Here is a 26,989-nt window from a genome sequence, read left to right on the forward strand (position 1 = left end):
GTCAGCCCCTCGCTTCTGTCAGGACCGCGCCGAGCGTGCGCTCGACCAGGGGTATCTTGAAGCCGTTTTCTTCGGTCGGTTTGGCGTCGGCAAGCAGCCGCTCGGTTACGGCCTGGGCGCCGCGCGGCATTTCGGCCTCAGCTGCCTCGACGCGCCATGGCTTGTGGGCGACCCCGCCCACCGCCACCCGTCCGGAGCCGTCCGGCTGAACGATCGCTCCCACCGAGATCAAGGCGAAGGCGTAGGACGCGCGGTCCCGGACCTTGCGATAGATCTGCTTTCCACCGACCGGCTTCGGCAGCGTGACTGCGGTGATGAGCTCGCCCGCCGTCAGCGTCGTTTCGATGTGGGGCGTGTCGCCCGGCAGGCGATGGAATTCGGCGATCGGTATGGTCCGCGTCGCGCCGTCCGGGCGCACCGTTTCGACCGTCGCGTCCAGCGCGCGCATGGCCACCGCCATGTCGCTCGGATTAGTGGCGATGCAGGCCTCGCTCGCGCCGACCACGGCCAGTTGCCGATTGATGCCGCCGATGGCGGCGCAGCCGCTGCCCGGCTGGCGTTTGTTGCACCGCTGGTTGGTGTCGTAGAAGTAGGGGCAGCGGGTGCGCTGAAGCAGGTTGCCTGCCGTCGTCGCCCTGTTGCGAAGCTGCCCCGAGGCGCCCGCGAGCAGCGCCCGCGAGAGCAGGCCATAGTCGCGCCGTACACGCTCGTTGGCGGCGAGATCGGTATTGCGGACCAGGGCACCGATGCGCAGTCCACCGTCCTGGGTCGGTTCGATCTTGTCGAGGTCGAGTCCGTTCACGTCGATCAGATGGGTCGGTGTCTCGATCTCGAGCTTCATCAAGTCGAGCAGGTTGGTCCCGCCCGCGATGAACTTGGTTCCCTCTTTGCGCGCAGCGGCAGCGGCTGCGTCGGCAGCGGAGGTCGCTTTTTCATAGGTGAAGGATTTCATGCTCGGCCCTCCGCGACTTCGGTGATGGCCTCGACGATGTTGGAATAGGCGCCGCAGCGGCAGATGTTGCCACTCATCCGTTCCCGATATTCCTCGTTGGTGTCCTGCGGAGCTGAAGTCAGATCGGTGCTGACGTGGCTCGGGATGCCGGCCTTGATCTCCTCCAGCATCGCGACGGCCGAGCAGATCTGCCCGGGCGTGCAGTAGCCGCACTGGTAGCCGTCATGCTTGATGAAGGCGGCCTGCATGGGATGAAGATTGTCCGGCGTGCCCAGTCCCTCGATGGTCGTGATCGTCTCGCCCTGATGCATCACCGCGAGCGTCAGGCATGAATTGATGCGACGCCCGTTGACGATGACGGTGCAGGCGCCGCACTGGCCGTGATCGCAGCCCTTCTTCGTACCGGTCAGTTGCAGGTTCTCGCGCAGCGCGTCGAGCAGAGTGGCGCGCATGTCGAGCTCAACCTCACGTATCCCGCCGTTCACGTTCAGCGAAACCTTCGACATGACGGGTGCTCCGGCAATGATCGGTGCCGCGGAAGCGGGAACCTGGCCGTGAGCGATGTTCGGCGCGGCGGTTGCCACCACTGAGGCGGCGCCCACGATCAGGACGTCCCGTCGGGTGAAGTCGCTGCTACTTGGCATCAGGCTTTCCCTTCCTTGGTTGCATCAGCCGGCGCCGCACGAAACGGCTGGCTGCGATTTGCGTGTCGGACTTGTTCCAAGGATAGGGCGCCGATCAGCGCGCGATTACCGGCACTGGGCCGAATGCCCCTATGTTTGGAATTCATCAATTCCAAACGTTTCCCGTCCGTCTTTAGAAGGACTTGGTGCGTGTCACGCGGGGCGCCAGTGCGCTGACGACGCCTAACGAAGGTAAAATTGTAACAAAACGTATCCACCCGTTGTCCTGTCACATTGGATGACAGAACTCGGATACGCCGGATGATAGAGGCGATTGATCGGCGGCGGCCGATTCGGGTGATTGTCGGCGATCGCCTGGCAAGCGCGCCCTAGCGGGCGCCGTACTTCTCGTCGGTCACCTTTTCCAGCCAGTCCACGGTCTTTCCGTCGAGTGCCTCGGCGATTGCGACATGAGTCATCGGCGAGGTAGCCGTCGCGCCATGCCAGTGCTTCTCGCCAGGCGGTATCCAGACCACGTCGCCGACCCGCATCTCCTCGACCGGACCGCCCTCACGCTGAACCCAGCCGGTACCCGACGTCACGATCAAGGTCTGGCCGAGCGGATGCGTGTGCCAGGCGGTTCGTGCGCCTGGCTCGAACGAAACAATGGCTCCGCCGATGCGTGCCGGAGCCTCGCGCTGGAAGCGAGAAGCCACCGAAACGGAGCCGGTGAAGTATTCCGCCGGTCCTTTGCTCGGCTCCGAGCCGCTGCGAATGATCTCCATCCTGGTGTTTCCCTTCACCGATTGAGGGTTGGATCCCGCACTGGCGCGACCTTGGAAGACAGTCTTCGCCACCGGCACCGCGGACATCGCCTTGGGCCAGCCGGCGTAGAAAGCGAGATGCGTGATCACTTCGGAAATCTCGGTCTGGCTCAGGCCGCTGTCCATCCCCCGGTTCAGATGGAACGGCAGCTGATTGACCTGACTGTCGGCGATCAGAGCGGCGATGGTGACAAGGCTGCGATCCCGGGGCGCAAGGTCCGCGCGTCGCCACAGATCGCCGAACAGAACGCCATTCGTGTATCGGGCCAGGGCCGGGACGGTGCCGCCGACCTGTTTGTCCACGGCGTCTTTCCGCCGGGCTTCGGCGGCCTCGTCGAAAGCGATCGCTTCGCCCGACACCGCGGCGAGTTGCGCGGGATCGACGCCGCGCTTCTCGAAAACGGCCTTGGCGACGGCGACCGACGACATCGCCTTCGGCCAGCCCGAATAGAAAGCGAGATGGGTGATGATCGCGGTGATCTCCTCCGGCTTCACGCCATTGTCGAGCGCGCGATTGAAGTGGCCGGTCATCTGCGCGGTGTGACCGCCCGCGATGAGCGCGCTCACCGTGACGATGCTCCGATCTCGGGGGGCGAGTTCGGGGCGCTTCCAGACGTCGCCGAACAGGACGTCGTCGGTATAGTTGGCCAGCGCCGGCACCGTGGCCTGGACATCGGGAGAGACCACACTCCGCCGAGGCGATTTCGGTTCCTCGGCCTCGACCGGTGCGGCCAAGGAGAGAGCTGTGACTGCCGCGACAGCGAACTGCTTCATCGATCAACTCCGGTGCAATTTCAGGCGATGATCAATGACTAGGGCTCACTCTCCTCCATGATTAGACGCTAGAAACGGCATGCAGCCATATCGGAGTTTCATGAATGAGACGGGAGGAGCTCGGAGACCTCGCGGTCTTTCTGGCGGTCGCGGAGGAGCGGAGCTTCACGCGAGCCGCGGCCAAGCTTGGCACGTCCCAATCGGCGTTGAGCCATACCGTCCGAAGGCTTGAGGAGCGGCTCGGCATTCGACTTCTGACCCGCACCACGCGCAGCGTGTCTCCGACCGAGGCCGGGGAGCGTCTCCTCAGGGCGATCGGCCCACGGTTCGAGGAGATCGACGTGGAGCTCCGTGCGCTCGGCGAACTTCGGGAGAAGCCATCGGGCACGATCCGGATCACGGCGGGCGAACACTCGGCCAATGCAATCCTCTGGCCCGCAGTAGCGAAATTGTTGCCGGCCTATCCGGACATCCATGTCGAGATCATCGTCGACTATGGCCTGACCGACATCGTCGCGGAACGCTACGACGCCGGTGTCCGTCTCGGGGAACAGGTCGCGCAGGACATGATCGCAATGCGCATCGGACCGGACATGAGGATGGCGGTCGTCGGGGCGCCCTCCTATTTCTCACGGCGCAAGCGCCCGCGGATACCGCAGGACCTGACCGCCCATGATTGCATCAATCTACGCCTGCCGACGTTCGGGGGGCTCTACGCCTGGGAGTTCGAAAAAGGCGACCGCGAATTGAAGGTGCGCGTGGAAGGACCGCTCGTGTTCAACAATCTCGCGCTGCGCGTGAACTCCGCTCTGGCCGGATTGGGGCTCGCCTATCTTCCGGAGGACGAAGTCGAAGCACACGTGAAAGAAGGACGGCTGATCCGGGTGCTCGAGGATTGGTGTCCTCCGTTTCCCGGCTATCACCTGTACTATCCCAGCCGGCGGCAGCCGACGCCTGCATTCACGCTGCTCCTCGAGGCGCTACGCTACAGGGAGTGATCGTAAGGCGGAGAAGCGGGGAATGCCGTGGTTTGAGATCGGCTCCTCGGCCCGCACTACCCACGCACTTATGAACGCCTGATTCGCGCCGTCTAATCGACAGGCTGCAAGCTTTCTATCTCCAGGTGATCGCAGCGGCTCAGCGCCCTGCCCGATTTGGATGTCGGCAGCGACGAAGGACATGGCGTCAGGTTCGGAGCTTAGCAAGCTGCGGACTAACGATCGCAAAAAACAGCTTCGCGTCCCCAAATGCTCGGGCAGACAGGAGCGCGCCATGAACCGACGCCATGAGCATTTGCGCCTCTTCTTCCGGAGAGGCGCTTAGGCGGAACGAGCCTTGCTCCTCGCCGGTCTCCAAGACGGTAGCAAGCCATTCACCCAGGTTCCGGAAGTGAGCACGAACTTGGGCGGCCACAGCATCGGGGAGCAACTGAATCTCGCTCGCTAGCATCGCGCAAACGCAGAACGGCTCCGCGTCGTCGAGGACGCACTTCTGCCAGTAGCCGACGTAAGCGTCGAGCTGTTCGGCAGGATCACTCACCTGCTGCCTCAAAGACCGCAGGCCTTCCTGGGCCTGTCGCACATATCGCCCAACAAGCACGGATACTAATTCCGCCTTAGTCGGGAAGTGATGATGGATACTCGCCTTATGAATACCGACGGCTGCCGATATATCGGCGTAGCTGAAGCCGTTGTAGCCGCCGGCTACCACGAGAGACTGCGCAACATCTAAGATTTTTTCGGAAGTCGATTGCTCCATATGTCCGCCTACCTTCTAGTAGGATGAGATGTCAAGGCCTACCTTTTACCCCCTCGACACCAGCTTGCGCTGACGTAATTAGATTTCCTACCAATTAGTTGGTTTGCGAATTTGGTCAGAGAGAGCCCTTTATGAAAGACGAACTTTTTGCACCGTCCGGCTGGCTGCGGTCCTATTATTACGGCCGCGCCGTCTTCTCGATCGCCTGGATAATTGCTGCCATTTTGTTCGCGGATAATCGGACCGTCGTCTCCGTCTTACTCATCATCTATCCAGCCTGGGACGCTCTGGCGAACTTTGCTGACGCCCGAGCAAGTGGTGGGCTCGCGGCGAACAGATCCCAGACCCTGAATGTCGTCACCAGCACGATCATGACGATTATCGTCATCATCGCTGTGATGCGGGACATGCACGCAGTCCTCGCCGTGTTCGGCGTTTGGGCGATCCTTTCGGGATTGCTGCAGCTCTACACTGGAATTCGGCGTATGCGTTTGTACGGCGCCCAGTGGGCCATGATCCTGAGCGGCGCTCAGTCAACGCTGGCCGGCGGCTTCATGATCAAGCAGTCGATCGAGGCCGTCCCGCCCTCGATTCTCGACATCGCCCCCTATGCAGGATTCGGCGCGTTCTATTTCCTGGTGTCGGCGGTGTGGCTGACTGTTGCCGCTTTTCGCGGCCTGCCGCGAAAACTTGAACAAGCGCGTTCGAAGGTCGATTGAATCCCGCCGAGAACTCGCAGAAGCCGGCTACAGCGTTGTCGCTGGTGTGTAGCTCGTCATTTCGACGTAGCTGCCAAGCTTGAGCTAAGTCCTTTAGGATGATGATGCCCAGGGCCCGAATCGAACCAACGAACACGCGGATTTTCAAGCCCCGCCTGTTCGTTTTGGATCAGCAAGTTAGCTGGACGAGCCGTGTCTGGACTGTAGGCGCCGTCAAGGACTTAGCGCGAGTTTGTCCAGAAGAGCAGAAGCGTGGACGCGCCCGGCAGCGCCTTGCCGACGAGCTGGCGAAGATCGAGGCAGCCGAAGATCTGAACCGCGACGTTTTCCGGCATCCAGTGATGTCGATTCCAATGGCCCATCTCGGCAGCTAAGCTCCCCAATCCTGGTCATCCCAGTGCCAGCCGCCACTTCCGCGAAGCGCACGTCGGACGCTATTTTGCATGTCTGCGCTGGGCGGAAAGCCGACTACTGGGACGGTGGTACGACCGCTGGATGGCAGAACCGTCGCGAAAGAACACCCGCTCTAAAAGGCGCCTGATTGGGACAAGGGCAAGGGAAGCATTCTGTCCGTGTCACGCTCGACTTTCGAGCACCGATCGTACCTTGTGCGCGAGCTGATCGATCGTGAACGGCTTGCCAATCAGGTTCACGTCGGCATCCAGAACTCCGTTATGAACCACCGCATTGCGCGTATAGCCGGTGGTGAACAGCACCTTGAGATGCGGGCGGCGCCTGCGGGCCTCGTCGGCCAGCTCCCGACCGTTCACGTCAGGCATGACGATGTCAGTGAACAGCAAGACTATGTCGGCCCGTGTCTCCAAGATGCGGAGCGCTTTGGTCGCGCTTTCGACCTCGATCACCTGGTATCCGAGCTCATTCAAGGCCTCGACGGTGTAGCGCCTGACGGCCTCTTCGTCCTCCACGACGAGAATGACCTCGGCCTCATCGCCTAAGGGCACGTCGGGCGCCTGGCCCTCGCTTTTGCTCAGTTCCGCAGGGGCCATTAGGCGGGGGAGGTAGAGCTTCACCGTGGTGCCCGCACCGGGCTCCGAGTAAATCGCTATATGCCCGCCCGACTGCTTCACAAAGCCGTAGACTTGGCTGAGGCCCAGGCCCGTCCCCTTGCCGACCTCCTTGGTCGTGAAGAAGGGATCGAACGCCTTGGCGATCACCTCGGGCGGCATGCCGCTGCCGATGTCGGAAACCGCGATCATCACATACTGGCCCGCTTCCAGCCCGATGTGATTCGAGACGTACTTTTCGTCGAGGTGGCAACATTGCGTCTCGATGGTCAGCTTGCCTCCCCCCGGCATCGCGTCGCGGGCATTAACCGCCAGGTTCAGAATCGCACTCTCCAGTTGGTTCGGATCAACGTGGGTCGGCCACAATCCCGCGGCGAGCACGGTCTCCAGCTTAATGCTGGCGCCGAGGGAATGCCGCAGCAGGTCGGACATCCCAGCGACGAGCTTATTCGCATTGACGTTCTCCGGGGCGAGCGGCTGCTGGCGGGAGAATGCGAGCAGTCGTTGAGTTAACGTGGCGGCGCGCTGCGCGCCGTCCCGAGCGGCACCGAGATAACGGGCGAGGCGGGGGTCCTCGGGCGAGAGGCGGCGGCCGAGCAGCTCCAGCGATCCGAGGATCACCGCCAGCATATTGTTGAAGTCGTGCGCAATGCCGCCGGTCAACTGGCCGACGGCCTCCATCTTCTGTGCCTGGCGCAGAGCCTCGTTGGCTGTAGCCAGCTCCTGCGTGCGCTCCTCGACTCGCTGCTCAAGAAGCGACTGTGCCCGCTCGGCGGCCTGGAACAGCCGTGCATTATCGATGGCTATCGCCGCCTGTCCCGCAAGCCCGCTCATCACCCGCTCCGCTCGCTCGTCGAAGATGTTTGGCTCGGGGTGGCCGAAGAACAAGCCTCCGATGACCTCTCCAGAACGGGAGACGACGGGAACAGCGAGGTAGCTGCGGACCGGCAAGTGACCCTCGGGCATGCCGGAATGCGGCGCATTTTTTCCATAGCGTGGGTCGGCGGTTACATCATCGGAGCGGATGATCCCTTCGCCCTTGAAGGTCGGTGCGAAGATGGGCGTCGCACGCGGCATGCCGAAGCGCTCGAAATCGGAAATCTCGGCACCCGACAGCGAGTAGAGCAGCAGCCGCTCGCCTTGGTCCGTCTCGACATTGTAGAAAAACGCTCCGAATTTAGCGCCCGATAGCGTAACTCCTGCGTCGACCACCAATTGCACCACGCGGGAGAGGTCCAACTCGGCCGCGATGCGCGATCCGGTCTCATTGAGAATTTCCAGCGCCTGGCGCTCTGTCGCGAGATCGGCGACCGTGGCCCTGAGCGCTTCCTGCGCGGCTTTCTCAGCGCTGATATCCCGTGCCTCGATGATCGTGCCGATTGTTCGTGAGGCCTCGTCCTCGATCGGGCTGGCGGTGTAGGCCACGGGATAGAAGTGGCCAGCCTTGTGCACAAACACTTCCTCGCCGCTCATATTCCGGTGTTCCGGAAAGGCGCGATCAATGGGGCAATCCTCTAGCGGGAACGGCGATCCGTCGGGGTGCTGGTGGTGGATGACGTCATGCAACGGCCGACCCTGCGTTTCGACCAGCGTATAACCGGTCAGTCGCTCAGCGGCTGCGTTCATGTAAGAGCAGTGCTGGCGGTCATCCATAACGAAGATCGACACCGACGCATTGTCGAGAACCGCCGCGAGTCGCCGTTCTGCCTCTTTGAGCCGGCCACGCTGCTCTTTGCCCAACTCTGCGAGGTCGCGAGCCTCGACAGCCACTTGCCGCGCCTGAAGCCGCAGCTGCATGTGCTCCATCACAAGCGCGGCAAGCTCTTCCAGCATGACGGTTTCGTCCGGGCCAATCTCGCGCGGTTCCCGGTCGATCACACAAAGAGTCCCGAGCCGATGCCCGTGAGTGGTTTTCAGCGGCGCAGCGGCATAGAACCGCAGGCCGAAATCACCGGCTACGAGCGGATTGGCGAGCGAGCGGGGATCGGTTCGGGCGTCGGTTACAACATATGGCTCGTCACCCATGATCGCCGACGCACACAGCCCCGGCTCCCGGTCGATCTGCTCGACGTCGAGGCCGTGCTTGGCTTTGAACCAGATGCGGTCGTGATCGACCAGGCTGACGATCGCGATCGGAACCCGCAGCAACCTAGCCGCAAGAGAGGCGATTCGATCGAATGCGCCGTCCGCCGGGGTGTCCAAGATGTCGTAAGAACGAAGCGCCGCAAGGCGGTCCTCCTCGGCAGCATCGTGCGTGTCAGACAATAATCACCCCATGCAAAGACGCGCACATACTTCGCGAGCACCCTGAACGTATAAGCCGTAGCAATGTTCCTTTTCGTGTAGCGGACCGGACCTCACCAGATACCGCTGTCTTAGTCGGGCACACGCAACTCCGGAACAAGATCAAGCCTGCTACACTCGTCCGCCTCAGCCAAATCAAGCTGAGCGTCGAGGCGGTAACCGAGATGGACAGGTGGTGAACGTCGACGGCCTGTCTACTCGGGACGCCTCGAGAGTGGCTCGCCGCTCACGCCATCCCCTAATTATCTTGACCGCCCTCGCATCCTGAGCCGTTGCTACGCGTCAGAAGTCGGCGTGTCAGCTCTGACAATCGACCGATTTTCGGTCAGCGCTGGCGAAACATCCACTCGCCATTGGGGAAAAGCGACTTCAGGTCCTAAAACACGTCCGGAATTCTTATGTCGGGAAATCCCGTTCGTGAAAACGTACTTGCCGGTGGAATCACGACCTTTGATTTTGCGAATGACTTCTGAGAGGTTCCGAGCACACGCACCTAACGCAATGGTCGTTGCAACGCGACAGTTCGCGGAAACGTACGTTTCCTAGAGCCTCTTGGCTTTTCCGATTTCAGCGGTGTGGATTAGCCCAAGCACAACCGCCCTCCCCGACCGCTGGCTCAAAAATCTACGTTTTCCCGAGTTCCAGTTTGCGGCCAGGAGCGGGCATCTCTTCTCTTCCAGGAAGCGGGCCGTCTCGTGGTCACCGGTGTGTTAGAACTGTTTGATCAGGTCGCTGAGCGCGAGCCAGCAGCGCGGCAGCCTAGACGTGCCCGGAGCCGTGGGGCGCTCCAGTCCAGAAAGGCTCGGACTTTGCGGAGCCGCAGGCTGGCCGGGGGACAAACGAGGCTCACTGGCAGCGGTTCGGGCTCGAAGTTCTCGAGAATCGAAACCAGCGTTCCTGAGCGCAACTCTTGTTCGATCTGGTAAGACAACAGGCGCACGACACCTAGACCCGCGACAGCGGCGGTGATCGCGGACTCAGTGGAATTGACGGCTAGGCGTTGGCGAGGATCGGCTGTCCAGAAGGGATTGTCGCCGCGGTAGCGCCACTCCGGCGCGTTCTTGAACCCTCTGAAAGTGATGCCGTCATGTTCAGATAGTTCATCCGGGGTCATGGGCGTCCCGCGCTCAGAAAGGTAGGCCGGGCTGGCGCAGGCGACCCGTCGCACTTCGCCTACTTTCGTCGCACGAAGATCGCTGTCGACGAGGTGCCCGATGCGGACGGCGACGTCGACTTGCTCCTCAACCATGTTCACCTGGCGATCGTTGAGGTGCAGCCTCAAGTCGATATCCCGCTGCTCCTTCAAGAAGTCGATCGCGATCGGCAGAAGGTGCGTTCGGCCGAACACATACGATGCGGTCACGTCGAGTTCGCCACGTGGCGTACTGCATTCGTCCGCCGCATCGCGCTCGGCCCTCTCGACCTGCTCCAGAATGCGCCTCGCCGCCTCAACATAGACGCTGCCGGCGTCGGTAAGTTGGATGCGGCGGCTCGTGCGCACCAGAAGCTGCGTGCGCAGATGCTTCTCCAGCTCCGCGACCTTTCGGCTAACGGTCGGAAGCGGCGTACGCAGCCGCCGCGACGCGCCGGACAAACTACCTTCCTCCACGACGGCGAGCAGTATCGCCATCCCCTCGAAACGATCCATCTTGCATTCCGCTAATCGAGAGGAAGCATCTAAAGAGCGCAGGATATTGCTGCACCGGGGCAGGGTCTAGCTTGCGGCCGGTCGCCGGGCGCCGACTGGTACGAGCGTGTTCGGTGTCGCTATTGGAGCTGTCCATGACTATCACGATTTCCCGCCGGGCTCTCACACTGGGGCTTTCCGGCACGGCACTCGGTGCCTTGGCAGAGACGAACGCTGCCCACGCCGCGGGCTCACCGTCGCCGACCAGCGTCACGCCCCTCGCTCAGATCAGCATCGGCCGCTTCAGGGTGACGGCGCTGACGGACGGCTATGCGGATATGCCCTACAACTACTTTCCGGGGCGAACGTCCGAGCAGGTGGAGGCCGCCGCCAAGGCGGAGTCCACGGCGCGACCAAGCGGCGTCCGGTTCTTGTTCAATCAGTATCTCGTCGAGGACGGATCAAGGCGTGTTCTGATTGACGCTGGACCCGCCGGAACGCTGGGAAAAACCGGCCGCCTCCTCGAGGCGCTCGCCGCTCTTGGCTTGCAGCCGAACCAGATCGACGCGGTGATCGTGACCCACATGCATCAAGATCACATGGGCGGCCTCGTCGAAGGAGGGAAGCGCCGCTTCCCGAATGCGGAAGTCTACGTTGACCGCCGCGACATCGCTTACTGGACCGATCCCGCAAAGCAGGCCGGCGCGCCCGATTACCTTCAGACCAGCTTTCGCTTGGCGTCCGACCTAGTTCGTCTTTATCCCAAGCTCCAGGCGACGGAAGGCGACCACGAAATAGCGCGCGGCATCTCGCTCGTGGACCTGACCGGCCACACGCCCGGTCATATCGGTGTGCGGATCGAGGACGGTTCGCAAAGCCTGATCATGGTCTCGGACATGCTCTTCCCGGTGGTTCACCCGGACATGGGGACGGACGTGAACTTCCTCTTCGAACAAGATCGGCCGGCCGCCCAGGCGATGCGAGACCGTTTTTTTCCGCGGGCCGCCGAGGAAGGCGCCCTCATTGCTGCGACTCACATGCCGTTCCCCGGGCTTGGCCGGATCGTCGCCGATAATGGGCGGCTAGGCTGGTCTGTGGCAGATTGGGCGTATCAAGACTAGCTCGGAAGGATCCAGTCCGAGATTGCCGCCTGGCGGGGTACCTTGGCCGGCGCTAGATGGGAGGAACTGCGAGGACGGGGGCTCGTTCGCTGGGATCCTCCCTCCAAGTGGCTGGCAGCGCCCGCGTCGGCCCTGCCTCGACCGTCTAAAGCAAGCCTTCTCTCAAGGGATCGCCTGAGAGAAGGCCCGCGTAGAAGGTCGGAAGGCTCGAGAGGTCATCCTGCGGCCCGCCGCAGGCGAAGTTGGGCGGCAGCCCGAACCAGACGTTCCGCAGAGCGCCACGAGCTGACGTTCGGCTGCGCGCCAAGAGCGGACGTGCCTCGCCGGGCGTCGGAGTATCCTTCATTCAGGGCACCGATGCTGGCGCGTGAGATCAGCGGAGGGTAGTTTCAGCCTGAACTGATGACCGATGTTCTGCTTCCTTCCGAGACTGCGACTAACGCCGACCGTCTGGTTTCATCGACCCGTCCCGGCCGTGGGCAGCTCCGCATGGCCGCCGCCGTCTCGGCTGTCCTGCTTCTCGCGTTTGTGTCCACTGTTCCGTTCGCCGGCATTCCACTGCCGGGCACGGAAGCGTTCCTGCCAGCATATGCGGCTGCGGTGATGGTAAGCGATCTTGTCACCGCGGCGCTTCTCGTCTCGATGTTCGTTGCGGGCGGCTCGCTCGGGCTGCTCCTGCTCTCGATCTGTTATCTCTTCGCTGGCGTCACTGCGATCCCCTGGGCTCTGACCTTTCCTGGTGTTTTCGCCCCGTCCGGGCTACTCGGCGCTGGTCTTCAGACTACGGCATATATCGCCGCCATCCGGCGCTTGGCTTTCCCGCTGTTTGTGATCGCCTATGCCCTGTTCAAGGACCGCTGCGTGGCAGGCGGCCACGCCCGTTCGGTCGTCTGGTCCGTGGCGCTGACGACAGCGGCGGTCATCGCGTTGACCTCGCTCATCATCGCATCCGATAACGCCATGCCAAAGCTCATGCTCGACGAACGCAGCGTGACCAGCCTCTGGAGCTATGTCTCCGAGGCGGGCACCCTCGCCCATATCCTCGCGATCATCGTGCTATGGAGACGCTTCCGTTCAACACTGGATCTGTGGCTGCTGATAGTGCTCGGCACTATGCTGCTCGAGTTCGTGATGTTGACCTATATCAGCGGAGGTCGGCTGAGCCTCGGATGGTGGGCCGGACGGGTGTACGGTTTGGCGGCGGCCACCTTGGTAATGCTCATCCTGCTCCTGGAAACCAGCGTCCTGCATAGCAGGCTGATCAGATCGGTTTCGATCGAGAAGCGCGCCCGCGACGCACGCCTGCTGACGATGGAAGCGCTGTCGGCCTCCATCGCTCACGAGGTCAATCAACCGATTTCCAGCATGGTCACCAACGCCAACGCCTGCATCCGCTGGCTCGATCGAGAGTCGCCGGAACTCGAACGTGCCCGGAGCACGCTCGGGCGGATCGTCGCCGACGGGCATCGGGTCGGCGCCATCATCGAGGGTATCCGGGCGATGTTCCGCGAAGAGCGAGGACCACGTGAGTCAGTCGATATCAATCGACTCATTCAGGACGCTGTGCGGGATCTTGGGCTGGAAGCCCGGCTAAACGGAGTCGATATCTCTCTTACGCTTGACCCAGCACTGCCACGCGTCAATGCCAATGTCATTCAGCTACGTCAGGTGATCGACAACCTAGTTGCCAACGCGATCGAAGCGATGGATGGGAAGGGCGAGTGCGTGGTTCGCATCTCCACCGCCGGCCATCCCGATGAGGTCACCGTCCTAGTCGAGGACACCGGTATTGGCATTCCGGAGGATGTCGATCGGCTGTTCGATCCCTTTGTGACCACGAAGATGGGGGGACTCGGAATGGGCCTGATGATCTGCCGCTCGATCGTCGAAGCCCATGGAGGTCAATTGTCCGTACACAACAACGTGCCGAAAGGAGCGGTTTTCCGTTTCTCTCTTCCGACCTACCATCTGTCTGATAGCCGCGACGGAGAGAGCGTCCGATGACTTCGGATGGGTCAATGGTGTTCATCGTCGATGACGATCCATCAGTAAGAGATTCCCTTCAGAACCTTTTGTGTTCCGTCGACCAAGCGGTCGAGGGTTTTGCCAGCCCGACCGAATTTCTGGAGGCCGAACGTCCAGACGTTCCTTCCTGTCTCGTCCTCGATGTCCGGCTACCCGGTCAGAGCGGCCTCGAATTTCACCGTCAGCTGACGCGATCGGGTATCCACCTGCCCATCGTTTTCATCACTGGCCATGGCGACGTACCGATGTCGGTTGCGGCGATGAAAGCGGGCGCGATCGAATTCCTCACCAAACCTTTCCGGGAGCAGGACCTCCTCGATGCGGTGCAGAAGGGCGTCGAACTGGACCGCCGGCGCCGCGCCGAACTTGCGACGTTGAAGGACATCCTCGACCGCTATGAGACCCTGACGCAGCGCGAGAAAGAGATCCTCACCTTCGTTACCGCTGGTCGCATCAACAAACAGGTCGCCGCCGATCTCGACGTAAGCGAGATAACTGTCAAAACCCATAGGGCTCAGATCATGCGCAAGATGAAGGCGGCTTCGTTGCCTGATCTCGTTCGCATGGCTGACAGAATAGCCGCCGATATCCCATAGGCGGACGGGTTAGAGACCACGGTATAATTGCGGTCACCCTCCTCTATCCTCCATCGTCTGTCCAAGCGAAATCGCCCGCTCATGTTTGAGGGAGCGGCCGCCTTCGGACCAATCGGACATGGGGGAATGCAGAACCGCCGAACGATCTCCATCGTCGATGACGATGACGCATCTCGAGAGGCCCTGGCGGGTCTGGTCAGAGCTCTCGGCTTCGAGGTCATGGAATTTCGCGACGCGTTCGAATTCCTCACGTCGGAGGATCGAATGTCGACGTCCTGTCTCATCACGGACTACCGGATGCCGCGCCTGTCCGGGGTTGAGCTTCACCGTCGTCTCGTGGACGAAGGCCTCACGATTCCTTCCGTCCTCGTCTCCGCCTACTCGGATCATGTCGCACGCGACAGGATTGGAGACGCCGGCATCGATTGGTTCCTGCCGAAGCCAGTCGATCCGAAGGAGTTACTCCGCTGCCTAGAAGCAGCCTGCGGACGCCGCAATTTTGGAAACGATGGATTTCAATAGTTTCCACTTCGGAATTGGGAGGCCGAATTATCCCCTCCACCATCGAAGCGCGGATCGCTTCGATCCGCTTAGTCCCGGCTCCAACAGCCTTGAACACGATCAACGAGGGAATGGGAAAATGTCTATCACTGCCACGCCGACCCCCGGCTCGAATCTCCTGAAGCCGGACGACCACGCGCTGATCCTGATCGACTTCCAGTCGCAGATGTCGTTTGCGACCAAGTCGATCGACGCGGTCAATCTCCGCAACAATGCCGCGCTGATCTCGCACGCGGCCAAGAGCTTCAACGTCCCGACCATCCTGACCACGGTCGCCGAGAAGAGCTTCTCCGGCCCGATGTTCAGCGAGATCACCGAAGCCTTTCCGGGTCAGAAGCTGCTCGACCGCACTTCGATGAACACCTGGGAAGACGCGGCCGTCATCGACGAGGTCAACCGGATCGGCAAGGAGCGGCTGGTGTTCGCCGGCCTTTGGACTTCGGTCTGCATTGTCGGCCCGACCCTGTCGGCGCTCGATCAGGGCTTTGAGGCGTACGTCATCTCTGACGCATGCGGCGACGTCTCCGAGGAAGCGCATGAGCGCGCGATGGAGCGCATGATCCAGGCTGGTGTCCGCCCGATGACCTCGCTCCAGTACATGCTCGAACTGCAGCGCGACTGGGCTCGCACCGAGACCTACGAATCGACAACCGGTATCGCCAAGAAGTTCGGTGGCAGCTACGGCCTCGGCATCATCTACGCCAAGACGATGTTCGGCGCGTCCGAAGGTCACTGAGACCATTCCTCCGGTGCCGGCGAGCGGGTCCCCTCGCCACCGGCACGTTCCTCCAAGGAGGCTGCCTAATGCGCGTTTATCTACTCTCCCTCGCGGCCGGCATCCTCGTCGGCGTCATCTACGGTCTTCTCAACGTCCGTTCGCCCGCGCCGCCGGTGGTGGCCCTGGTCGGACTGTTCGGCATCCTGCTCGGCGAGCAGATCGTGCCAATCGCTCGACAGGTGATGAACGGCGAGTCAGCGCTTGGCGCCTGCATCAGCAGAGAATGCCGAGAACACATTCTAGGCGCGCTACCAGGCCGACATTCGAGGACCGGCCAGGGGGATAGCTGACATGGCTCCCGACCGTCGTTCCGTCATCGCTGGTCTTGGCGCCTTGGCCGCCGGACTGCCCTTCCGACCTGGAGCCGTGGAGGCTCAGACCATGACCGCACAAGCCGACCTCATCCTTCTGAACGGCCGCGTCACGACGCTCGATCGCGGCAATCCGCAGGCCCAGGCGATTGCGATCGCCGGCGGCCGCTTCCTCAAGGTCGGCTCGGAGCGTGAGGTAATGGAACTCGCCGGTTCGGAGACGAAGAAGATCGATCTCGGCGGCCGCCGGGTCATCCCCGGCCTGATCGACAGCCACATGCACATCATCCGCGGCGGGCTGAACTACAATATGGAGCTGCGCTGGGACGGCGTGCGCTCGCTCGCCGACGCGATGCGGATGCTGAAGGAGCAGGTCGACCGCACGCCAGCGCCGCAATGGGTGCGCGTGGTCGGTGGCTTCACCGAGCATCAGTTCGCGGAGAAGCGCCTGCCGACCATCGGGGAACTGAACGCCGTCGCTCCCGATACGCCGGTCTTCATCCTGCACCTCTACGATCGGGCGCTGCTGAACGGCGCCGCGCTCCGCGCCGTCGGCTATACCAAGGACAGCAAGGATCCCCCAGGGGGCGAGATCGTCCGCGACGCGCAGGGCAATCCGACCGGACTGCTGCTCGCCAAGCCGAACGCGACGATCCTCTATTCGACGCTCGCCAAGGGGCCGAAGCTGCCGGCCGAGTACCAGAAGAACTCGACCCGCCATTTCATGCGTGAAGTGAACCGCCTCGGTGTGACCGGCGTGATCGATGCCGGCGGTGGCTACCAGAACTATCCCGACGATTACCGGATCATCGAGGAACTGCACGCCGACGGGCAGCTCACCGTCCGCATCGCCTACAATCTCTTCACCCAGAAGCCGAAGGAAGAGCTGAGCGACTTCACCGGCTGGTCGAACATGGTGAAGCCGGGACAGGGCGACGACACCTTCCGGGTCAACGGCGCGGGTGAGATGCTGGTCTACACCGCGGCCGACTTCGAGGACTTCCGGGTCGAGCGCCCGGACATGCCGCCGAGCATGGAAGGCGACCTCGAACCCGTCATCCGCCTCCTCGCCGAGAAGCGCTGGCCGTGGCGCCTGCATGCCACCTACAACGAGACGATCACCCGCGCGCTCGACGTCTACGAGAAGGTCGCCCGCGACATCCCGTTCGACGGCCTCAACTGGTTCTTCGACCACGCCGAGACGATCGACGACCGCAATATCGACCGCATCGCCAAACTTGGCGGCGGCATCGCCGTGCAACATCGCATGGCGTTCCAGGGCGAATATTTCATCGAACGCTACGGCAACCGCGCCGCCGAGCGGACGCCTCCCATTCAGAAGATGCTCGCGGCCGGAATTCCCGTTGGCGGCGGCACCGACGCGACCCGTGTCGCCTCGTACAATCCGTGGGTCTCGCTGTTCTGGATGGTCAGCGGCAGGACGATCGGCGGCACCGAACTCTACCCGGTCGCCAACCGCCTCGATCGCGAGACGGCGCTGCGCCTCTGGACCGAGAACAATACCTGGTTCTCCTCCGAGGCCGGCAAGAAGGGCCAGATCAAGGAGGGCCAGCTCGCCGATCTCGCGGTTCTCTCAGACGACTATTTCTCGGTTCCGGAAGATGCGATCCAGGACATCACCTCGGTCCTCACCGTGCTGGGCGGCAACCCGGTGCACGGCAGCGGCGATTTCGTCGATCTCGCGCCCGCGCTTCCCGCGCCGATGCCCGATTGGTCGCCGGTCGGCCGCTTCGGCGGCTACCAGCAGCGCGCCTCGACCGACAACACCTACCGCCTCGCGGCGGCCTGCGGCTGCGCCAGCGCCTGCGGTGTCCACGGTCACGCACATTCCCGCGCTCTCGGGCAGGCCGCTCCGGTCTCCGACGAGCGCTCGTTCTGGGGCGCGCTCGGCTGCGCCTGTTGGGCATTCTGAGGAGCGGGCATGGCGGGGCCGGGGAATCTCAAAACGAAATCTGTCGGCCAGGTTCGCCCGGTGATTGGTTCGCGCGCCATACAATGGCTCGCTCTGCTCGGCCTCTGCGCAGCCTATCTGCAAGGCGGCATCAACAAGGCGACCGATTTCGGCTCTGCCATCGCGGAGATGAACCATTTCGGACTCTCGCCGGCCGCGCCGTTCGCCGTTGCGGTGATCATACTTGAGCTCGGCGCGTCCGCGATGATCCTGACTGGAATCTGGCGCTGGGCTGGCGCCCTTGCGCTCGGCGGTTTCACGCTGGTGGCGACGTTCCTCGCCAATCGTTATTGGGAGATCGCGCCGCCTGAACGATTCATGATGGCGAACTCGTTCTATGAACACCTCGGCCTTGTCGGCGGCTTCCTGCTGGTCGCCTGGTACGACCTGAACGAGGCTCGCGCGAAATGAGCGGAAGTTTCGCGCCCCTACGCCAGCCCGTCTTCGCAGTCCTTTGGGCAGCGACCGTGCTTGGCAACACCGGCAGTTTCATGCGCGACGTCGCGAGCTCATGGCTCGTGACCGACCTCTCGGCCTCGCCTGCGGCGGTCGCGATGATCCAGGCAGCGGGGACCCTGCCGATCTTCCTTCTGGCGATCCCAGCCGGCGTGCTTTCCGACATCCTCGATCGCCGCAAGTTCCTCATCTTCATCCAGGTTATGCTCGCCTCGGTCAGCATAAGCCTGATGATCCTGTCGCATCTCGGCCTTCTGAGCGTGAGCTCGCTGGTCGCCCTCACATTCCTCGGCGGCATCGGCGCCGCCCTGATGGGTCCGACGTGGCAGTCGATCGTGCCGGAGCTCGTCGAAAAGCAGGACCTCAAGAGCGCCGTAGCGCTGAACTCGCTCGGCATCAACATCGCCCGTTCCATCGGCCCGGCGACCGGCGGCTTTCTGCTCGCGGCCTTCGGTGCGGCGGTCACCTATGGAGCCGACGTCCTTAGTTACATTTTCGTCATCGCCGCGCTGCTCTGGTGGCGGCGTCCGCAGGACGCTGATGACGTCTTGTCGGAACGCTTCACCGGCGCGTTCCGGGCCGGCCTCCGCTATGCCCGCGCGAGCCGCGAACTCCATGTCGTGCTGATCCGCGCGGTGGTGTTCTTCGCGTTCGCCAGCGCAGTCTGGGCCCTTCTGCCCCTCGTCGCCCGGAACCTTCTAGAGGGCGATGCCGGCTTTTTCGGCATTCTGCTCGGAGCTGTCGGTGCCGGTGCAATCGTCGGCGCGCTCGTCATGCCGCGTCTCAGGCAAAAGCTCGATGCCGACCAACTGGTGCTTGGTTCGGTACTCGTCACCGCTCTTGTCATGGCCAGTCTCGCGCTTGCTCCGCCGAAGTTCATTGCATTCGTGCTTCTCCTGCTCCTCGGCGGCGCATGGATCGTCGCGCTCACGACGCTGAACGGCACGGCGCAGGCGATCCTGCCGAACTGGGTTCGAGGCCGTGCCCTTGCCGTCTATCTCACCGTCTTCAACGGCGCGATGGCGGGTGGCAGTCTCGGCTGGGGCCTGATCGCTCAGGAACTTGGCGTGCCGACCACGCTGTTGGTCGGCGGTGCCGGCCTCGTCATCGCAGGCCTCGTCATGCACCGGATCAAGCTGCCCATCGGCGAGGCTGATCTCACCGCCTCGCATCATTGGCCCGAGCCGCTGACTATCGATCCAGTCGAACATGATCGCGGTCCAGTCATCATCCAGATCGAGTATTGCGTATCTCGCGACAGCAGGCCTGATTTCATCTCCGCACTGACCAGATTGTCAGCCGAACGCCGTCGCGACGGTGCCTATCAATGGGGCGTGATGGAGGACGCGGCGGATCCCGAAAGGATCACCGAATGGTTCATGGTCGAAAGCTGGGCGGAACATCTCCGGCAACATCACCGTGTGTCGAAGGCGGATGCCGATATCCAGGCGGAGGTGTTGCGTTTCCACTCGGCCGCCGAGCCGCCGAAGGTGACGCATCTTCTGGCGATCGAGGCCAAGCACCAGAAGGCCTTTAAGCCATGATCGGCCGCGATCGGCTTCGCGCTCGATCATCGATTGTGGCTTACTGCATCGCACTGTCGTTCCTGGCCTGCGGTATGTGCCGGGATGCCTTTGCCGAGACAATTCCAGCGACGAACTCCGACTTTCTCAAGTCCTTGAAATCCATCCCGCTGAATCCAGACGCTAGTTGGTATCTCTCTTTGGGTGGCCAACAGCGGCTTCGCTTCGAGTCCATTGAGCACCCGATTTTCGGGCTAGGGTCGCCTTCGTCTAACGATTACCTGCTGTTGCGAACCTTCCTGTCCGCCGATGTCCATTTCGGTTCGAACCTCAGGACATTTCTTGAATTGGCCAGCGGATCGGCCCCGGGCTGGGACGGAGACGCCCCTCCGACGCAAGACGACGACATCGACGTGCTGCAAGGATTCGCGGAAGCCACGGCGCCCCTTGGAGATGCCAATCTCGGCATCCGGGGCGGACGGCAGGAGATGAGCTTCGGCTCTTCCCGGCTTGTCTCGGTGCGGGAGAGCCCAAACATCCGACGCTCGTTCGACGGGCTTCGCGCCTTCTACACCGCCGACAAGGACGTCCGCGTCGACGCCTTCGTCGTCCGTCCCGTGGCGCCCGAGACCGGTGCGTTCGACGACAAGGCCGACCTCGCGCAGACCTTCTGGGGCCTCTACTCGACGTTCGACATCGGCGCGACCGGCATCGATTTCTACTATCTCGGCCTCGAACGCGACGAGGCGCGGTTCGCGGTCGGTGTTGCGGACGAAAACCGTCAGACGTTCGGCGTCCGGATATTCGGCTCGCAGGCGGGTTTCGATTGGAACGTCGAGGCAGCGTTCCAGTTCGGCTCGTTCGGCGGCGACGGCATCCGTGCCTGGACGGTCTCTTCCAATCTCGGATACCAGTTCATGGGGCTGCCGCTGACCCCCCGATTGGGGCTGAACGCCGACGCGATCAGCGGCGACCATGATGCCTCGGACGGACGTCTGGAAACGTTCAACCCGCTTTTTCCCAAGCTTCCCTATTTCTCCGAGGCAAACCTCGCCGCTCCGGCGAACCTGCTCGACTTGCAGCCCAATCTCACACTCTGGTTTCGATCGGATCTTACGCTCGAAGTGGGATGGAACCCGCTGTGGAAGCAGGCCGAGGCCGATGCCTTCTATGCGCCTCCTCTCGTCCCGGTCGCGAACACCGGCGGAGATGGTCGTTTCATCGGTCAGCAGGTGAGCGCGACCTTGAGCTGGGACGTCGACGAGCATCTCAACCTCACCGGCACCTATGTGCATTTCGAGCCGGGCGACCGGCTCTCACAAGTTGGCGGACGATCGGGTGATTTCGTTGGCCTGTGGGCCCAATGGACCTTCTAAACCGACGGAGAGGCACCCACGCCCGATCACCAAGGACGGCGTCCAGATTTTAGGGATCAGGTCCGAAAGTCGCATATCCGCCAACGGATGTTGCATCGCGCGAGATATGCCTTGTCGTGACACCACCGCGTTCATGACGTCTGCTTTGCGCCAATCGCGGACCTCAGGAACGTCTGCTAGTCGGCGAAGCGGCCAATGTTCCGTCTCAGCGACTCGACCCTAGCTTGTTGTTAGAATTCCGCGCGCCCGCTCGATTCATCTCGATCTGGCGACAGACAACGTGCTGGCTATGAATTCGACGAACCGTTCCGCCCTTTTGGGCATATGGCGTTCGAAGGCATGGATGAAATTGACCGGCACAGGTTGAAGCGCATCGCCGGCAAGGAGGCGTGCCAACGCCCCTGAATCGAGATCCTTCTGCACCGTTGGCATTATCAACTGCGCTATGCCGAGGCCGTTGACCGCGGCGATCCGCAGTGCTTCGCCGCTATCCGCCTCCATCGCGGCCCTGGCATCGGGCAGAAAGCTGCGGCCATCGGCGAAGCGGATCGGATAGGGCCGACCACCTAGCCGATAGACGATATGCGAATGCTGCTCGAGGTCTGCCGGCGACGCCGGTTCGCCATGCGCGGCGAGATATGCCGGCGACGCCACCAAGGCGAGGACCAGCGTGCCCAGCGGTCGCGCGAACAGGCTGCTGTCCTCGAGCGTGCCGAGCCTGAGCGCCAGATCGAAACCCTCGCGCAGGATATCCGCCCGGCGGTCGCTCAGGCTGATGTCGAGGAGGATTTCGGGATATTGCGGCACGAATCGGGTCGTGATCGCATCCAGCAAAATGCGCCCCAGATCGGCCGGGAGACTGACCCGCAACCGTCCGCCGGTTAGCCGGCTTGGTTCAAGCACGTCCTGCGCATCGGCTAGGGCATCCAACAATGGGGCGACTTCCTCATAGTAGCGCTGTCCTTCGTCAGTGAGGACGGTGATGCGGGTGGTGCGCTGAAACAGGCGGACGCCCAGCCGCTTTTCCAGCCGGGCAATGCTCTTGGACACTGCCGATGGGGTCGTGCCGCCAAGCTTGGCGGCGGCCGTGAAGGAACCTGCCTCGACCACGCGGACAAACGCCGTCAGGCCGTGAAGTTGAGCGCTATCCATTATTGCCTTCTAGGCACAAAAGATGTCGCCGTCGACGGACTGATGTCCACGATCGCGATTTCCCAGATGGTCGTCACCACAGGAGATGCTTCATGGGATCAGTTGAAGGAAAGGTCGCCGTCATCACCGGCGGCAATAGCGGAATCGGCTTCGCCATGGCGGAACGGTTCGTCCGCGAGAGCGCGCGGGTGGTGATCGTCGGCCGCCGCCAGGATGCCGTGGATCACGCTGTCGCGGCGCTGGGCGATCGGGCGGCAGGCCTTGTCGGCGACGTCGGCGATCCGGTGACGCACGATAGGGTCGCCGCTTTCGTGGCGGAGCGGTTCGGCAAAGCTGACATCTATGTCGCCAATGCTGGCGCCATAACGATCGAGCCGAGCATGGCGGTTTCCGCCGAGAGCTTCGATCGCCAGTTCGACACCAATGCCCGGGCGGCATTTTTCGGCGTGCAGGCCATCCTTCCGCATCTGGCGGATGGCGGGGCCATCCTGCTCACCAGCTCGATCGCGACGTCGAAGCTGCTCGATGGCCATGCCGTCTACGCGGCCACCAAGGCGGCGGTCGAAGCCTTTGCCCGCGCCTGGGCAGTCGAACTCGCGCCGCGCCGCATCCGCGTGAATGTCCTCAGTCCCGGCCCGACGGACACGCCCATCCTCGGCAAACTGGGCCTGCCCGCCGATGCCGTTCCCGCGATGGAAGCGGAAACAGCGGCGCGCATTCCCCTCGGCCGCCTCGGGGAGGCCAGCGACCTTGCCGATGCCGCGCTGTTCCTCGCGTCCGACCGGGCCGCCTTCATCACCGGCGTCAATCTGGCCGTCGATGGCGGCATCGCCCTGACATGACCCGGCCGAAGGGAAGACGAAGATGACCACGACCTACATGGGAGGCTGCCTCCTTAGCGAAAGGCTCCGCCCCTACGTGCCGCCGGCGCTCGTAGCACTGGTACGAACCATCTACTTCTCACATGGGTCCCAAAGGCTTGGAGACTTGAGCTTCTGTGCCCAGCCGGAATAACGTTCCCGGGGGGCCAGATGAACACCAAAATTGAAAGTCTTTTATCGGACTACGACGGGGTGTCAGACCGAGTATGCGAAGCTCGTACACGTGGTGGTGGCGAGGCTGGAGGACGCGCTGCGAAGGGGGATCATGGCCCGTGTCTCCGGTAGGACCAAATCTACCGAGTGCCCTCGGCAACCTGGGCGTGCATGGATTCGGCCCGGCAGTGATACACAGTCGGCAAGGGGAGGAGACGCCTCGCGAAGTCTTGCGCGAGTTGGAAATGCGGGCACTAGACCATGAGTAAGTCGATATTGCGCGATCCCTCACAGGAGGATCCGCTAGCCGCATCTGAGGCGCGCCAAGACCACTTGCCGACCGCCGATCAGCGTCCTCCCGATGCGGAAATGGCGCGCGTACTTAATACCGCACCACTTCGCATGGCGTTAGATCCATCCGGTGGCGCCATCGCCCATTGGAAACATGAACCATTACATGACGTCGTGGAGCCCATGAGCCACCACGTCATAATGGCTTACAACGGCTCGATCCAGCGCATGGAGCGGCGATCCGGAAGATCGGTTGCGATTGGAACGTTTCGCCCCGGGGTCGTTATAATCATTCCGGAAGGATCAAGCTCGCGATGGGATATCCCGAAACCTGTTGATGTCGTGCAGCTCTATCTTCCTCACACAACGCTCGCGCGCGTTGCAGGCGAAGCCGACATGGCCGCACCGGGCATTCTTTTGGAGCGAACCGCACACCCCGACCCCGTTACATCCCGATTGCTCTTGACCGCGGCGGATGCCCTGGAGAGCAATGAGGTCCTGGATACGCTGTTCAGGCAGCAACTGACAGACCTCCTGGCCACGCGTCTCCTGGCTGCACACACCGGCTCGCCAACCACGATCCCGCCGGTCATGGGCGGGCTGGCACCGAAGACGCTGCTTCGCGCGATCGAACGTTTGCGTTCGGACAGCGATGCGGACGTCTCGCTCGCGACTCTCGCTTCGGAAGCTGGCCTGTCGCGCTTCCACTTCTGCCGCGCCTTCAAAGAAAGCACCGGGCTTTCACCTCATGCCTGGTTGCGCCAATACCGCCTCGAGCAGGCCATGACTATGCTGCGTGACACTGACTCATCGGTCGCGTCAGTCGCAGCGGCGCTTGGCTATGCCTCTCAGACAGCCTTCGCTGCGGCGTTCAGGCGGTTGACCGGCGACGCCCCGAGTGATTGGCGACGGCGCGCGCGGTAACAGCCATCGTTCTGTAAGCAGGTCAATCGCTCTGGCGCGAGGCCTTGGACGACCCATTCAGTCAGCAGTTCGCTCATCTCCTAGCCACGCGCCTTCCGGCCGCGCACGCGGCTCCGCGCGGTAACAGCAATCGCTCTGCAAGCAGGTCAATCGCTCTGGCGCGATCAGACACCCGGTTCGCTACATCACTCGTCGTCGTCGATCACAAATGCTTGCGGCCAATGAGGCGGCGGCGGCGACACCGAGACTTCAGAAAACTGAAACAACCGGAGTAGATTCCATGAGCCTCGACATTACCTCTCAGCCCGCCAAATCGGCACCCGACGAAATGGTTCCGTCGCGTTACGCGGTGCAGGTCGGCGATATTGAAGTGCTGGTGATCAGCGATGGAGTGTTGCCGCTCCCAACCGAGATGCTGGGACACAACGTCGATCCGGCCGACCGAGCTGGCTGGCTCAACGAAAAGTTCCTGCCGCCGGACGCTTTCGACTGGGCGCTGAACGTGGTTGTGGTGCGTAGCGGCGAGCAGACCATACTCGTCGACGCCGGGCTGGGATTTGACCCGGAATTGAACCTGCCGCGGGCCGGGCAGTTGACCAAGCGACTGGACGCCGCCGGCATTGATCTCGGATCCGTGACCGACCTGGTGCTGACCCACATGCATATGGACCATGTTGGTGGGCTGCTCGTCGACGGGGTGAAGGAACGGCTGCGTCCGGACCTCAGAATCCACGTGGCAGCCGCCGAGGTGAAGTTCTGGGAGTCGCCCGATTTCTCTCACGTCCACATGCCGCCGGGCTTCCCGGACGCGCTTCGGGCGGCCGCCGAGCGGTTCAGCACGGATTACCACAGCCATCTGAGGCAGTTCGACAAGGAGCAGGAAGTCGCGCCGGGCGTGGTCGTCACTCGCACCGGTGGCCACACCCCCGGGCATAGCGTTGTCCGCGTGGCGTCCGGCGGCGACCGGCTGATGTTCGCCGGCGACGCGGTGTTCGCGGTCGGATTCGATCATCCCGACTGGCACAACGGCTTCGAACACGATCCCGAGGAGGCGGCCCGCGTCCGAGTGCGGCTTTTGCGCGAGCTGGCGGAGACCAAATCGCTTCTGGTGGCCACGCACCTGCCGTTTCCGTCCGTCGGCCATGTTGCCGTCGACGGCGACCATTTTCGCTGGGTTCCGGTCTTCTGGGATTACTGACCGCTCGCTGGGTTAGAGCCGAACCAAGGCTCGGTTTATCGGAACCACGGTGCGATGGCTGGGACGGTGATGACGGCGAGGAAGGCCCTCGCCGTCTCTTGGAGGCGGTCTGCAAAAAACTGCGCCCGCTGGTTCCGCGCGCCAACAGCAATCGCTCTGGAAGCAGGTCAATCGCTCTGGGCCTCCGCGCCCCACCAAAAGGACTGACACCATGACCACCGTCACGGCCAAAGATAGCGTTCAGGTCTTCTACAAGGACTGGGGCCCGAAGACCGCCCAGCCGATCGTCTTTCACCACGGCTGGCCACTCAGCTCGGACGACTGGGATGCCCAGATGCTCTACTTCCTCGGCAAGGGCTACCGCGTCGTCGCCCATGATCGTCGCGGGCACGGTCGCTCCAGCCAGGTGAGCGACGGCCACGACATGGATCACTACGCCGCCGATGTCGCCGCGGTCGTCGAGCACCTCGATCTTCGCGACACAATTCATATCGGCCATTCCACTGGGGGCGGCGAGGCGGCGCGCTACGTCGCGCGTCACGGCAAGGGCCGCGTGGCCAAGCTGGTGCTAATCGGCGCCGTCCCGCCGCTGATGCTGAAGACGGCCGCCAATCCCAGCGGCCTGCCCATCGAGGTATTCGACGGCATCCGCAAGGAGCTCGCCGCTAATCGATCCAAGTTCTACTTCGATTTCGCGAGCGGCCCGTTCTATGGCTACAACCGGCCGGGCGCCAAGCCGTCGCAGGCGGTCATCTGGAACTGGTGGCGTCAAGCCATGATGGGCGGCGCCAACGCGCAGTACGACGGCGTCAAAGCGTTCTCGGAGACCGACTTCACCGAGGATCTGAGGAGCATCACTGTGCCCACGCTCGTCATGCACGGCGATGACGACCAGATCGTACCAGTCGCCGACTCCGCGCCTCTTTCGGCAAAGCTCCTGAAGAGGAGCTCGCTCAAAATCTACGAGAAGTTCCCGCACGGCATGTGCACGACCCATGCCGACGACGTCAATGTCGAGCTGCTGTCGTTCATAACGGCCTAGCGCCTCCCGTTTTCCGCCTTCGC

24 protein-coding genes are annotated in these 26,989 nt (G+C 62.6%); 16 read left to right on the forward strand and 8 right to left on the reverse strand.

Going from position 1 to position 26,989, the window contains the following annotated elements; translation table 11 throughout:
• Position 1: 1 nt before the first annotated feature.
• The 3 genes from ACFPFW_RS04425 to ACFPFW_RS04435 form a co-directional block, all read right to left on the reverse strand.
• Positions 2-952: an FAD binding domain-containing protein gene (locus tag ACFPFW_RS04425; RefSeq protein WP_114957132.1), complete on the reverse strand. Its 951-nt coding sequence runs from the start codon at positions 950-952 to the stop codon at positions 2-4.
• The gene (gene paoA, locus ACFPFW_RS04430; protein ID WP_114957131.1) at positions 949-1,596 is read right to left on the reverse strand and encodes an aldehyde dehydrogenase iron-sulfur subunit PaoA; all 648 of its coding nucleotides are present in this window, start codon (positions 1,594-1,596) and stop codon (positions 949-951) included. The genes ACFPFW_RS04425 and paoA overlap by 4 nt, the downstream gene beginning before the upstream one ends.
• 368 nt (positions 1,597-1,964) lie before the next feature.
• A complete protein-coding gene (locus tag ACFPFW_RS04435) occupies positions 1,965-3,173 on the reverse strand; it encodes a (R)-mandelonitrile lyase (protein ID WP_114957130.1) in 1,209 nt (402 codons plus the stop codon).
• A 104-nt stretch (positions 3,174-3,277) separates the two neighbouring features.
• On the opposite strand from ACFPFW_RS04435, the gene ACFPFW_RS04440 reads away from it, so the two are divergent.
• Entirely contained in the window at positions 3,278-4,171 is an 894-nt protein-coding gene (locus tag ACFPFW_RS04440; RefSeq protein WP_114957129.1) for a LysR family transcriptional regulator, read from the forward strand.
• Between the two features lie 187 nt (positions 4,172-4,358).
• Here ACFPFW_RS04440 and ACFPFW_RS04445 read toward each other — a convergent pair whose 3' ends face one another.
• Entirely contained in the window at positions 4,359-4,931 is a 573-nt protein-coding gene (locus ACFPFW_RS04445; protein ID WP_114957128.1) for a TetR/AcrR family transcriptional regulator, read from the reverse strand.
• Positions 4,932-5,062: 131 nt separating this feature from the next.
• Between ACFPFW_RS04445 and ACFPFW_RS04450 the strand changes: the two genes are divergently transcribed.
• A complete protein-coding gene (locus ACFPFW_RS04450; RefSeq protein ID WP_114957127.1) occupies positions 5,063-5,650 on the forward strand; it encodes a DUF308 domain-containing protein in 588 nt (195 codons plus the stop codon).
• 221 nt (positions 5,651-5,871) lie between these two features.
• Here the strand turns inward: ACFPFW_RS04450 and ACFPFW_RS04455 are convergent, their stop codons facing one another.
• The 3 genes from ACFPFW_RS04455 to ACFPFW_RS04465 all read right to left on the reverse strand — a co-directional run bounded on the left by ACFPFW_RS04455 (position 5,872) and on the right by ACFPFW_RS04465 (position 10,627).
• Positions 5,872-6,012, reverse strand: a complete 141-nt coding sequence (locus tag ACFPFW_RS04455; RefSeq protein WP_379769599.1) for a hypothetical protein — start codon at positions 6,010-6,012, stop codon at positions 5,872-5,874.
• A gap of 213 nt (positions 6,013-6,225) precedes the next feature.
• Positions 6,226-8,940: a GAF domain-containing protein gene (locus ACFPFW_RS04460; protein WP_114957126.1), complete on the reverse strand. Its 2,715-nt coding sequence runs from the start codon at positions 8,938-8,940 to the stop codon at positions 6,226-6,228.
• 763 nt (positions 8,941-9,703) lie between these two features.
• Entirely contained in the window at positions 9,704-10,627 is a 924-nt protein-coding gene (locus ACFPFW_RS04465) for a LysR family transcriptional regulator (RefSeq protein WP_114957125.1), read from the reverse strand.
• A 134-nt stretch (positions 10,628-10,761) separates the two neighbouring features.
• Between ACFPFW_RS04465 and ACFPFW_RS04470 the strand changes: the two genes are divergently transcribed.
• The 10 genes from ACFPFW_RS04470 to ACFPFW_RS04515 all read left to right on the forward strand — a co-directional run bounded on the left by ACFPFW_RS04470 (position 10,762) and on the right by ACFPFW_RS04515 (position 21,325).
• A complete protein-coding gene (locus ACFPFW_RS04470) occupies positions 10,762-11,727 on the forward strand; it encodes an MBL fold metallo-hydrolase (protein ID WP_114957124.1) in 966 nt (321 codons plus the stop codon).
• A gap of 402 nt (positions 11,728-12,129) precedes the next feature.
• On the forward strand, positions 12,130-13,731 hold the full coding sequence (locus ACFPFW_RS04475; protein WP_114957123.1) for a sensor histidine kinase: 1,602 nt from the start codon (positions 12,130-12,132) through the stop codon (positions 13,729-13,731).
• A 14-nt stretch (positions 13,732-13,745) separates the two neighbouring features.
• Positions 13,746-14,348: a response regulator transcription factor gene (locus tag ACFPFW_RS04480; protein ID WP_379769603.1), complete on the forward strand. Its 603-nt coding sequence runs from the start codon at positions 13,746-13,748 to the stop codon at positions 14,346-14,348.
• Between the two features lie 126 nt (positions 14,349-14,474).
• The gene (locus ACFPFW_RS04485) at positions 14,475-14,870 is read left to right on the forward strand and encodes a response regulator transcription factor (RefSeq protein WP_114957121.1); all 396 of its coding nucleotides are present in this window, start codon (positions 14,475-14,477) and stop codon (positions 14,868-14,870) included.
• A gap of 124 nt (positions 14,871-14,994) precedes the next feature.
• Positions 14,995-15,645, forward strand: coding sequence for a hydrolase (locus ACFPFW_RS04490; RefSeq protein ID WP_379769642.1), 651 nt, complete (start codon positions 14,995-14,997; stop codon positions 15,643-15,645).
• A 68-nt stretch (positions 15,646-15,713) separates the two neighbouring features.
• Positions 15,714-15,977, forward strand: a complete 264-nt coding sequence (locus ACFPFW_RS04495; RefSeq protein WP_114957119.1) for a XapX domain-containing protein — start codon at positions 15,714-15,716, stop codon at positions 15,975-15,977.
• A gap of 91 nt (positions 15,978-16,068) precedes the next feature.
• Positions 16,069-17,931, forward strand: a complete 1,863-nt coding sequence (locus tag ACFPFW_RS04500; protein WP_114957233.1) for an amidohydrolase — start codon at positions 16,069-16,071, stop codon at positions 17,929-17,931.
• Between the two features lie 9 nt (positions 17,932-17,940).
• The gene (locus ACFPFW_RS04505; protein ID WP_114957118.1) at positions 17,941-18,381 is read left to right on the forward strand and encodes a DoxX family protein; all 441 of its coding nucleotides are present in this window, start codon (positions 17,941-17,943) and stop codon (positions 18,379-18,381) included.
• Positions 18,378-19,970, forward strand: coding sequence for an MFS transporter (locus ACFPFW_RS04510; protein ID WP_114957117.1), 1,593 nt, complete (start codon positions 18,378-18,380; stop codon positions 19,968-19,970). The genes ACFPFW_RS04505 and ACFPFW_RS04510 overlap by 4 nt, the downstream gene beginning before the upstream one ends.
• Positions 19,971-20,044: 74 nt before the next feature.
• Positions 20,045-21,325, forward strand: a complete 1,281-nt coding sequence (locus tag ACFPFW_RS04515) for an alginate export family protein (protein WP_379769645.1) — start codon at positions 20,045-20,047, stop codon at positions 21,323-21,325.
• A 255-nt stretch (positions 21,326-21,580) separates the two neighbouring features.
• Here ACFPFW_RS04515 and ACFPFW_RS04520 read toward each other — a convergent pair whose 3' ends face one another.
• Entirely contained in the window at positions 21,581-22,477 is an 897-nt protein-coding gene (locus ACFPFW_RS04520; protein WP_114957115.1) for a LysR family transcriptional regulator, read from the reverse strand.
• Between the two features lie 92 nt (positions 22,478-22,569).
• Here ACFPFW_RS04520 and ACFPFW_RS04525 point away from each other — a divergent pair, with 92 nt between their 5' ends.
• The 4 genes from ACFPFW_RS04525 to ACFPFW_RS04540 all read left to right on the forward strand — a co-directional run bounded on the left by ACFPFW_RS04525 (position 22,570) and on the right by ACFPFW_RS04540 (position 26,966).
• Positions 22,570-23,319, forward strand: a complete 750-nt coding sequence (locus ACFPFW_RS04525) for an SDR family NAD(P)-dependent oxidoreductase (RefSeq protein WP_114957114.1) — start codon at positions 22,570-22,572, stop codon at positions 23,317-23,319.
• A gap of 453 nt (positions 23,320-23,772) precedes the next feature.
• Entirely contained in the window at positions 23,773-24,726 is a 954-nt protein-coding gene (locus ACFPFW_RS04530) for a helix-turn-helix transcriptional regulator (RefSeq protein WP_114957113.1), read from the forward strand.
• Positions 24,727-25,006: 280 nt separating this feature from the next.
• Complete coding sequence (locus ACFPFW_RS04535; RefSeq protein ID WP_114957112.1) at positions 25,007-25,924, forward strand: MBL fold metallo-hydrolase; 918 nt, start codon at positions 25,007-25,009, stop codon at positions 25,922-25,924.
• Between the two features lie 211 nt (positions 25,925-26,135).
• Entirely contained in the window at positions 26,136-26,966 is an 831-nt protein-coding gene (locus ACFPFW_RS04540) for an alpha/beta fold hydrolase (RefSeq protein ID WP_114957111.1), read from the forward strand.
• Positions 26,967-26,989 lie beyond the last annotated feature (23 nt).

Source organism: Flaviflagellibacter deserti (assembly GCF_042652085.1).
In the GTDB taxonomy this organism is placed as follows: Bacteria; Pseudomonadota; Alphaproteobacteria; order Rhizobiales; family Methylopilaceae; genus Flaviflagellibacter; species Flaviflagellibacter deserti.

Excerpts from the sequence above, each read along its gene's own strand:
- ACFPFW_RS04525 (WP_114957114.1), top strand. The coding sequence starts at position 22,570 with ATGGGATCAGTTGAAGGAAAGGTCGCCGTCATCACCGGCGGCAATAGC.
- ACFPFW_RS04475 (WP_114957123.1), top strand. The coding sequence starts at position 12,130 with ATGACCGATGTTCTGCTTCCTTCCGAGACTGCGACTAACGCCGACCGT.
- ACFPFW_RS04425 (WP_114957132.1), bottom strand. The coding sequence starts at position 952 with ATGAAATCCTTCACCTATGAAAAAGCGACCTCCGCTGCCGACGCAGCC.
- ACFPFW_RS04495 (WP_114957119.1), top strand. The coding sequence starts at position 15,714 with ATGCGCGTTTATCTACTCTCCCTCGCGGCCGGCATCCTCGTCGGCGTC.
- ACFPFW_RS04440 (WP_114957129.1), top strand. The coding sequence starts at position 3,278 with ATGAGACGGGAGGAGCTCGGAGACCTCGCGGTCTTTCTGGCGGTCGCG.
- ACFPFW_RS04535 (WP_114957112.1), top strand. The coding sequence starts at position 25,007 with ATGAGCCTCGACATTACCTCTCAGCCCGCCAAATCGGCACCCGACGAA.
- ACFPFW_RS04445 (WP_114957128.1), bottom strand. The coding sequence starts at position 4,931 with ATGGAGCAATCGACTTCCGAAAAAATCTTAGATGTTGCGCAGTCTCTC.
- ACFPFW_RS04450 (WP_114957127.1), top strand. The coding sequence starts at position 5,063 with ATGAAAGACGAACTTTTTGCACCGTCCGGCTGGCTGCGGTCCTATTAT.
- ACFPFW_RS04465 (WP_114957125.1), bottom strand. The coding sequence starts at position 10,627 with ATGGATCGTTTCGAGGGGATGGCGATACTGCTCGCCGTCGTGGAGGAA.
- ACFPFW_RS04480 (WP_379769603.1), top strand. The coding sequence starts at position 13,746 with ATGGTGTTCATCGTCGATGACGATCCATCAGTAAGAGATTCCCTTCAG.
- ACFPFW_RS04435 (WP_114957130.1), bottom strand. The coding sequence starts at position 3,173 with ATGAAGCAGTTCGCTGTCGCGGCAGTCACAGCTCTCTCCTTGGCCGCA.
- ACFPFW_RS04520 (WP_114957115.1), bottom strand. The coding sequence starts at position 22,477 with ATGGATAGCGCTCAACTTCACGGCCTGACGGCGTTTGTCCGCGTGGTC.
- ACFPFW_RS04540 (WP_114957111.1), top strand. The coding sequence starts at position 26,136 with ATGACCACCGTCACGGCCAAAGATAGCGTTCAGGTCTTCTACAAGGAC.
- ACFPFW_RS04455 (WP_379769599.1), bottom strand. The coding sequence starts at position 6,012 with ATGGGCCATTGGAATCGACATCACTGGATGCCGGAAAACGTCGCGGTT.
- ACFPFW_RS04485 (WP_114957121.1), top strand. The coding sequence starts at position 14,475 with ATGCAGAACCGCCGAACGATCTCCATCGTCGATGACGATGACGCATCT.
- paoA (WP_114957131.1), bottom strand. The coding sequence starts at position 1,596 with ATGCCAAGTAGCAGCGACTTCACCCGACGGGACGTCCTGATCGTGGGC.
- ACFPFW_RS04530 (WP_114957113.1), top strand. The coding sequence starts at position 23,773 with ATGAGTAAGTCGATATTGCGCGATCCCTCACAGGAGGATCCGCTAGCC.
- ACFPFW_RS04510 (WP_114957117.1), top strand. The coding sequence starts at position 18,378 with ATGAGCGGAAGTTTCGCGCCCCTACGCCAGCCCGTCTTCGCAGTCCTT.
- ACFPFW_RS04500 (WP_114957233.1), top strand. The coding sequence starts at position 16,069 with ATGACCGCACAAGCCGACCTCATCCTTCTGAACGGCCGCGTCACGACG.
- ACFPFW_RS04470 (WP_114957124.1), top strand. The coding sequence starts at position 10,762 with ATGACTATCACGATTTCCCGCCGGGCTCTCACACTGGGGCTTTCCGGC.
- ACFPFW_RS04505 (WP_114957118.1), top strand. The coding sequence starts at position 17,941 with ATGGCGGGGCCGGGGAATCTCAAAACGAAATCTGTCGGCCAGGTTCGC.
- ACFPFW_RS04515 (WP_379769645.1), top strand. The coding sequence starts at position 20,045 with ATGTGCCGGGATGCCTTTGCCGAGACAATTCCAGCGACGAACTCCGAC.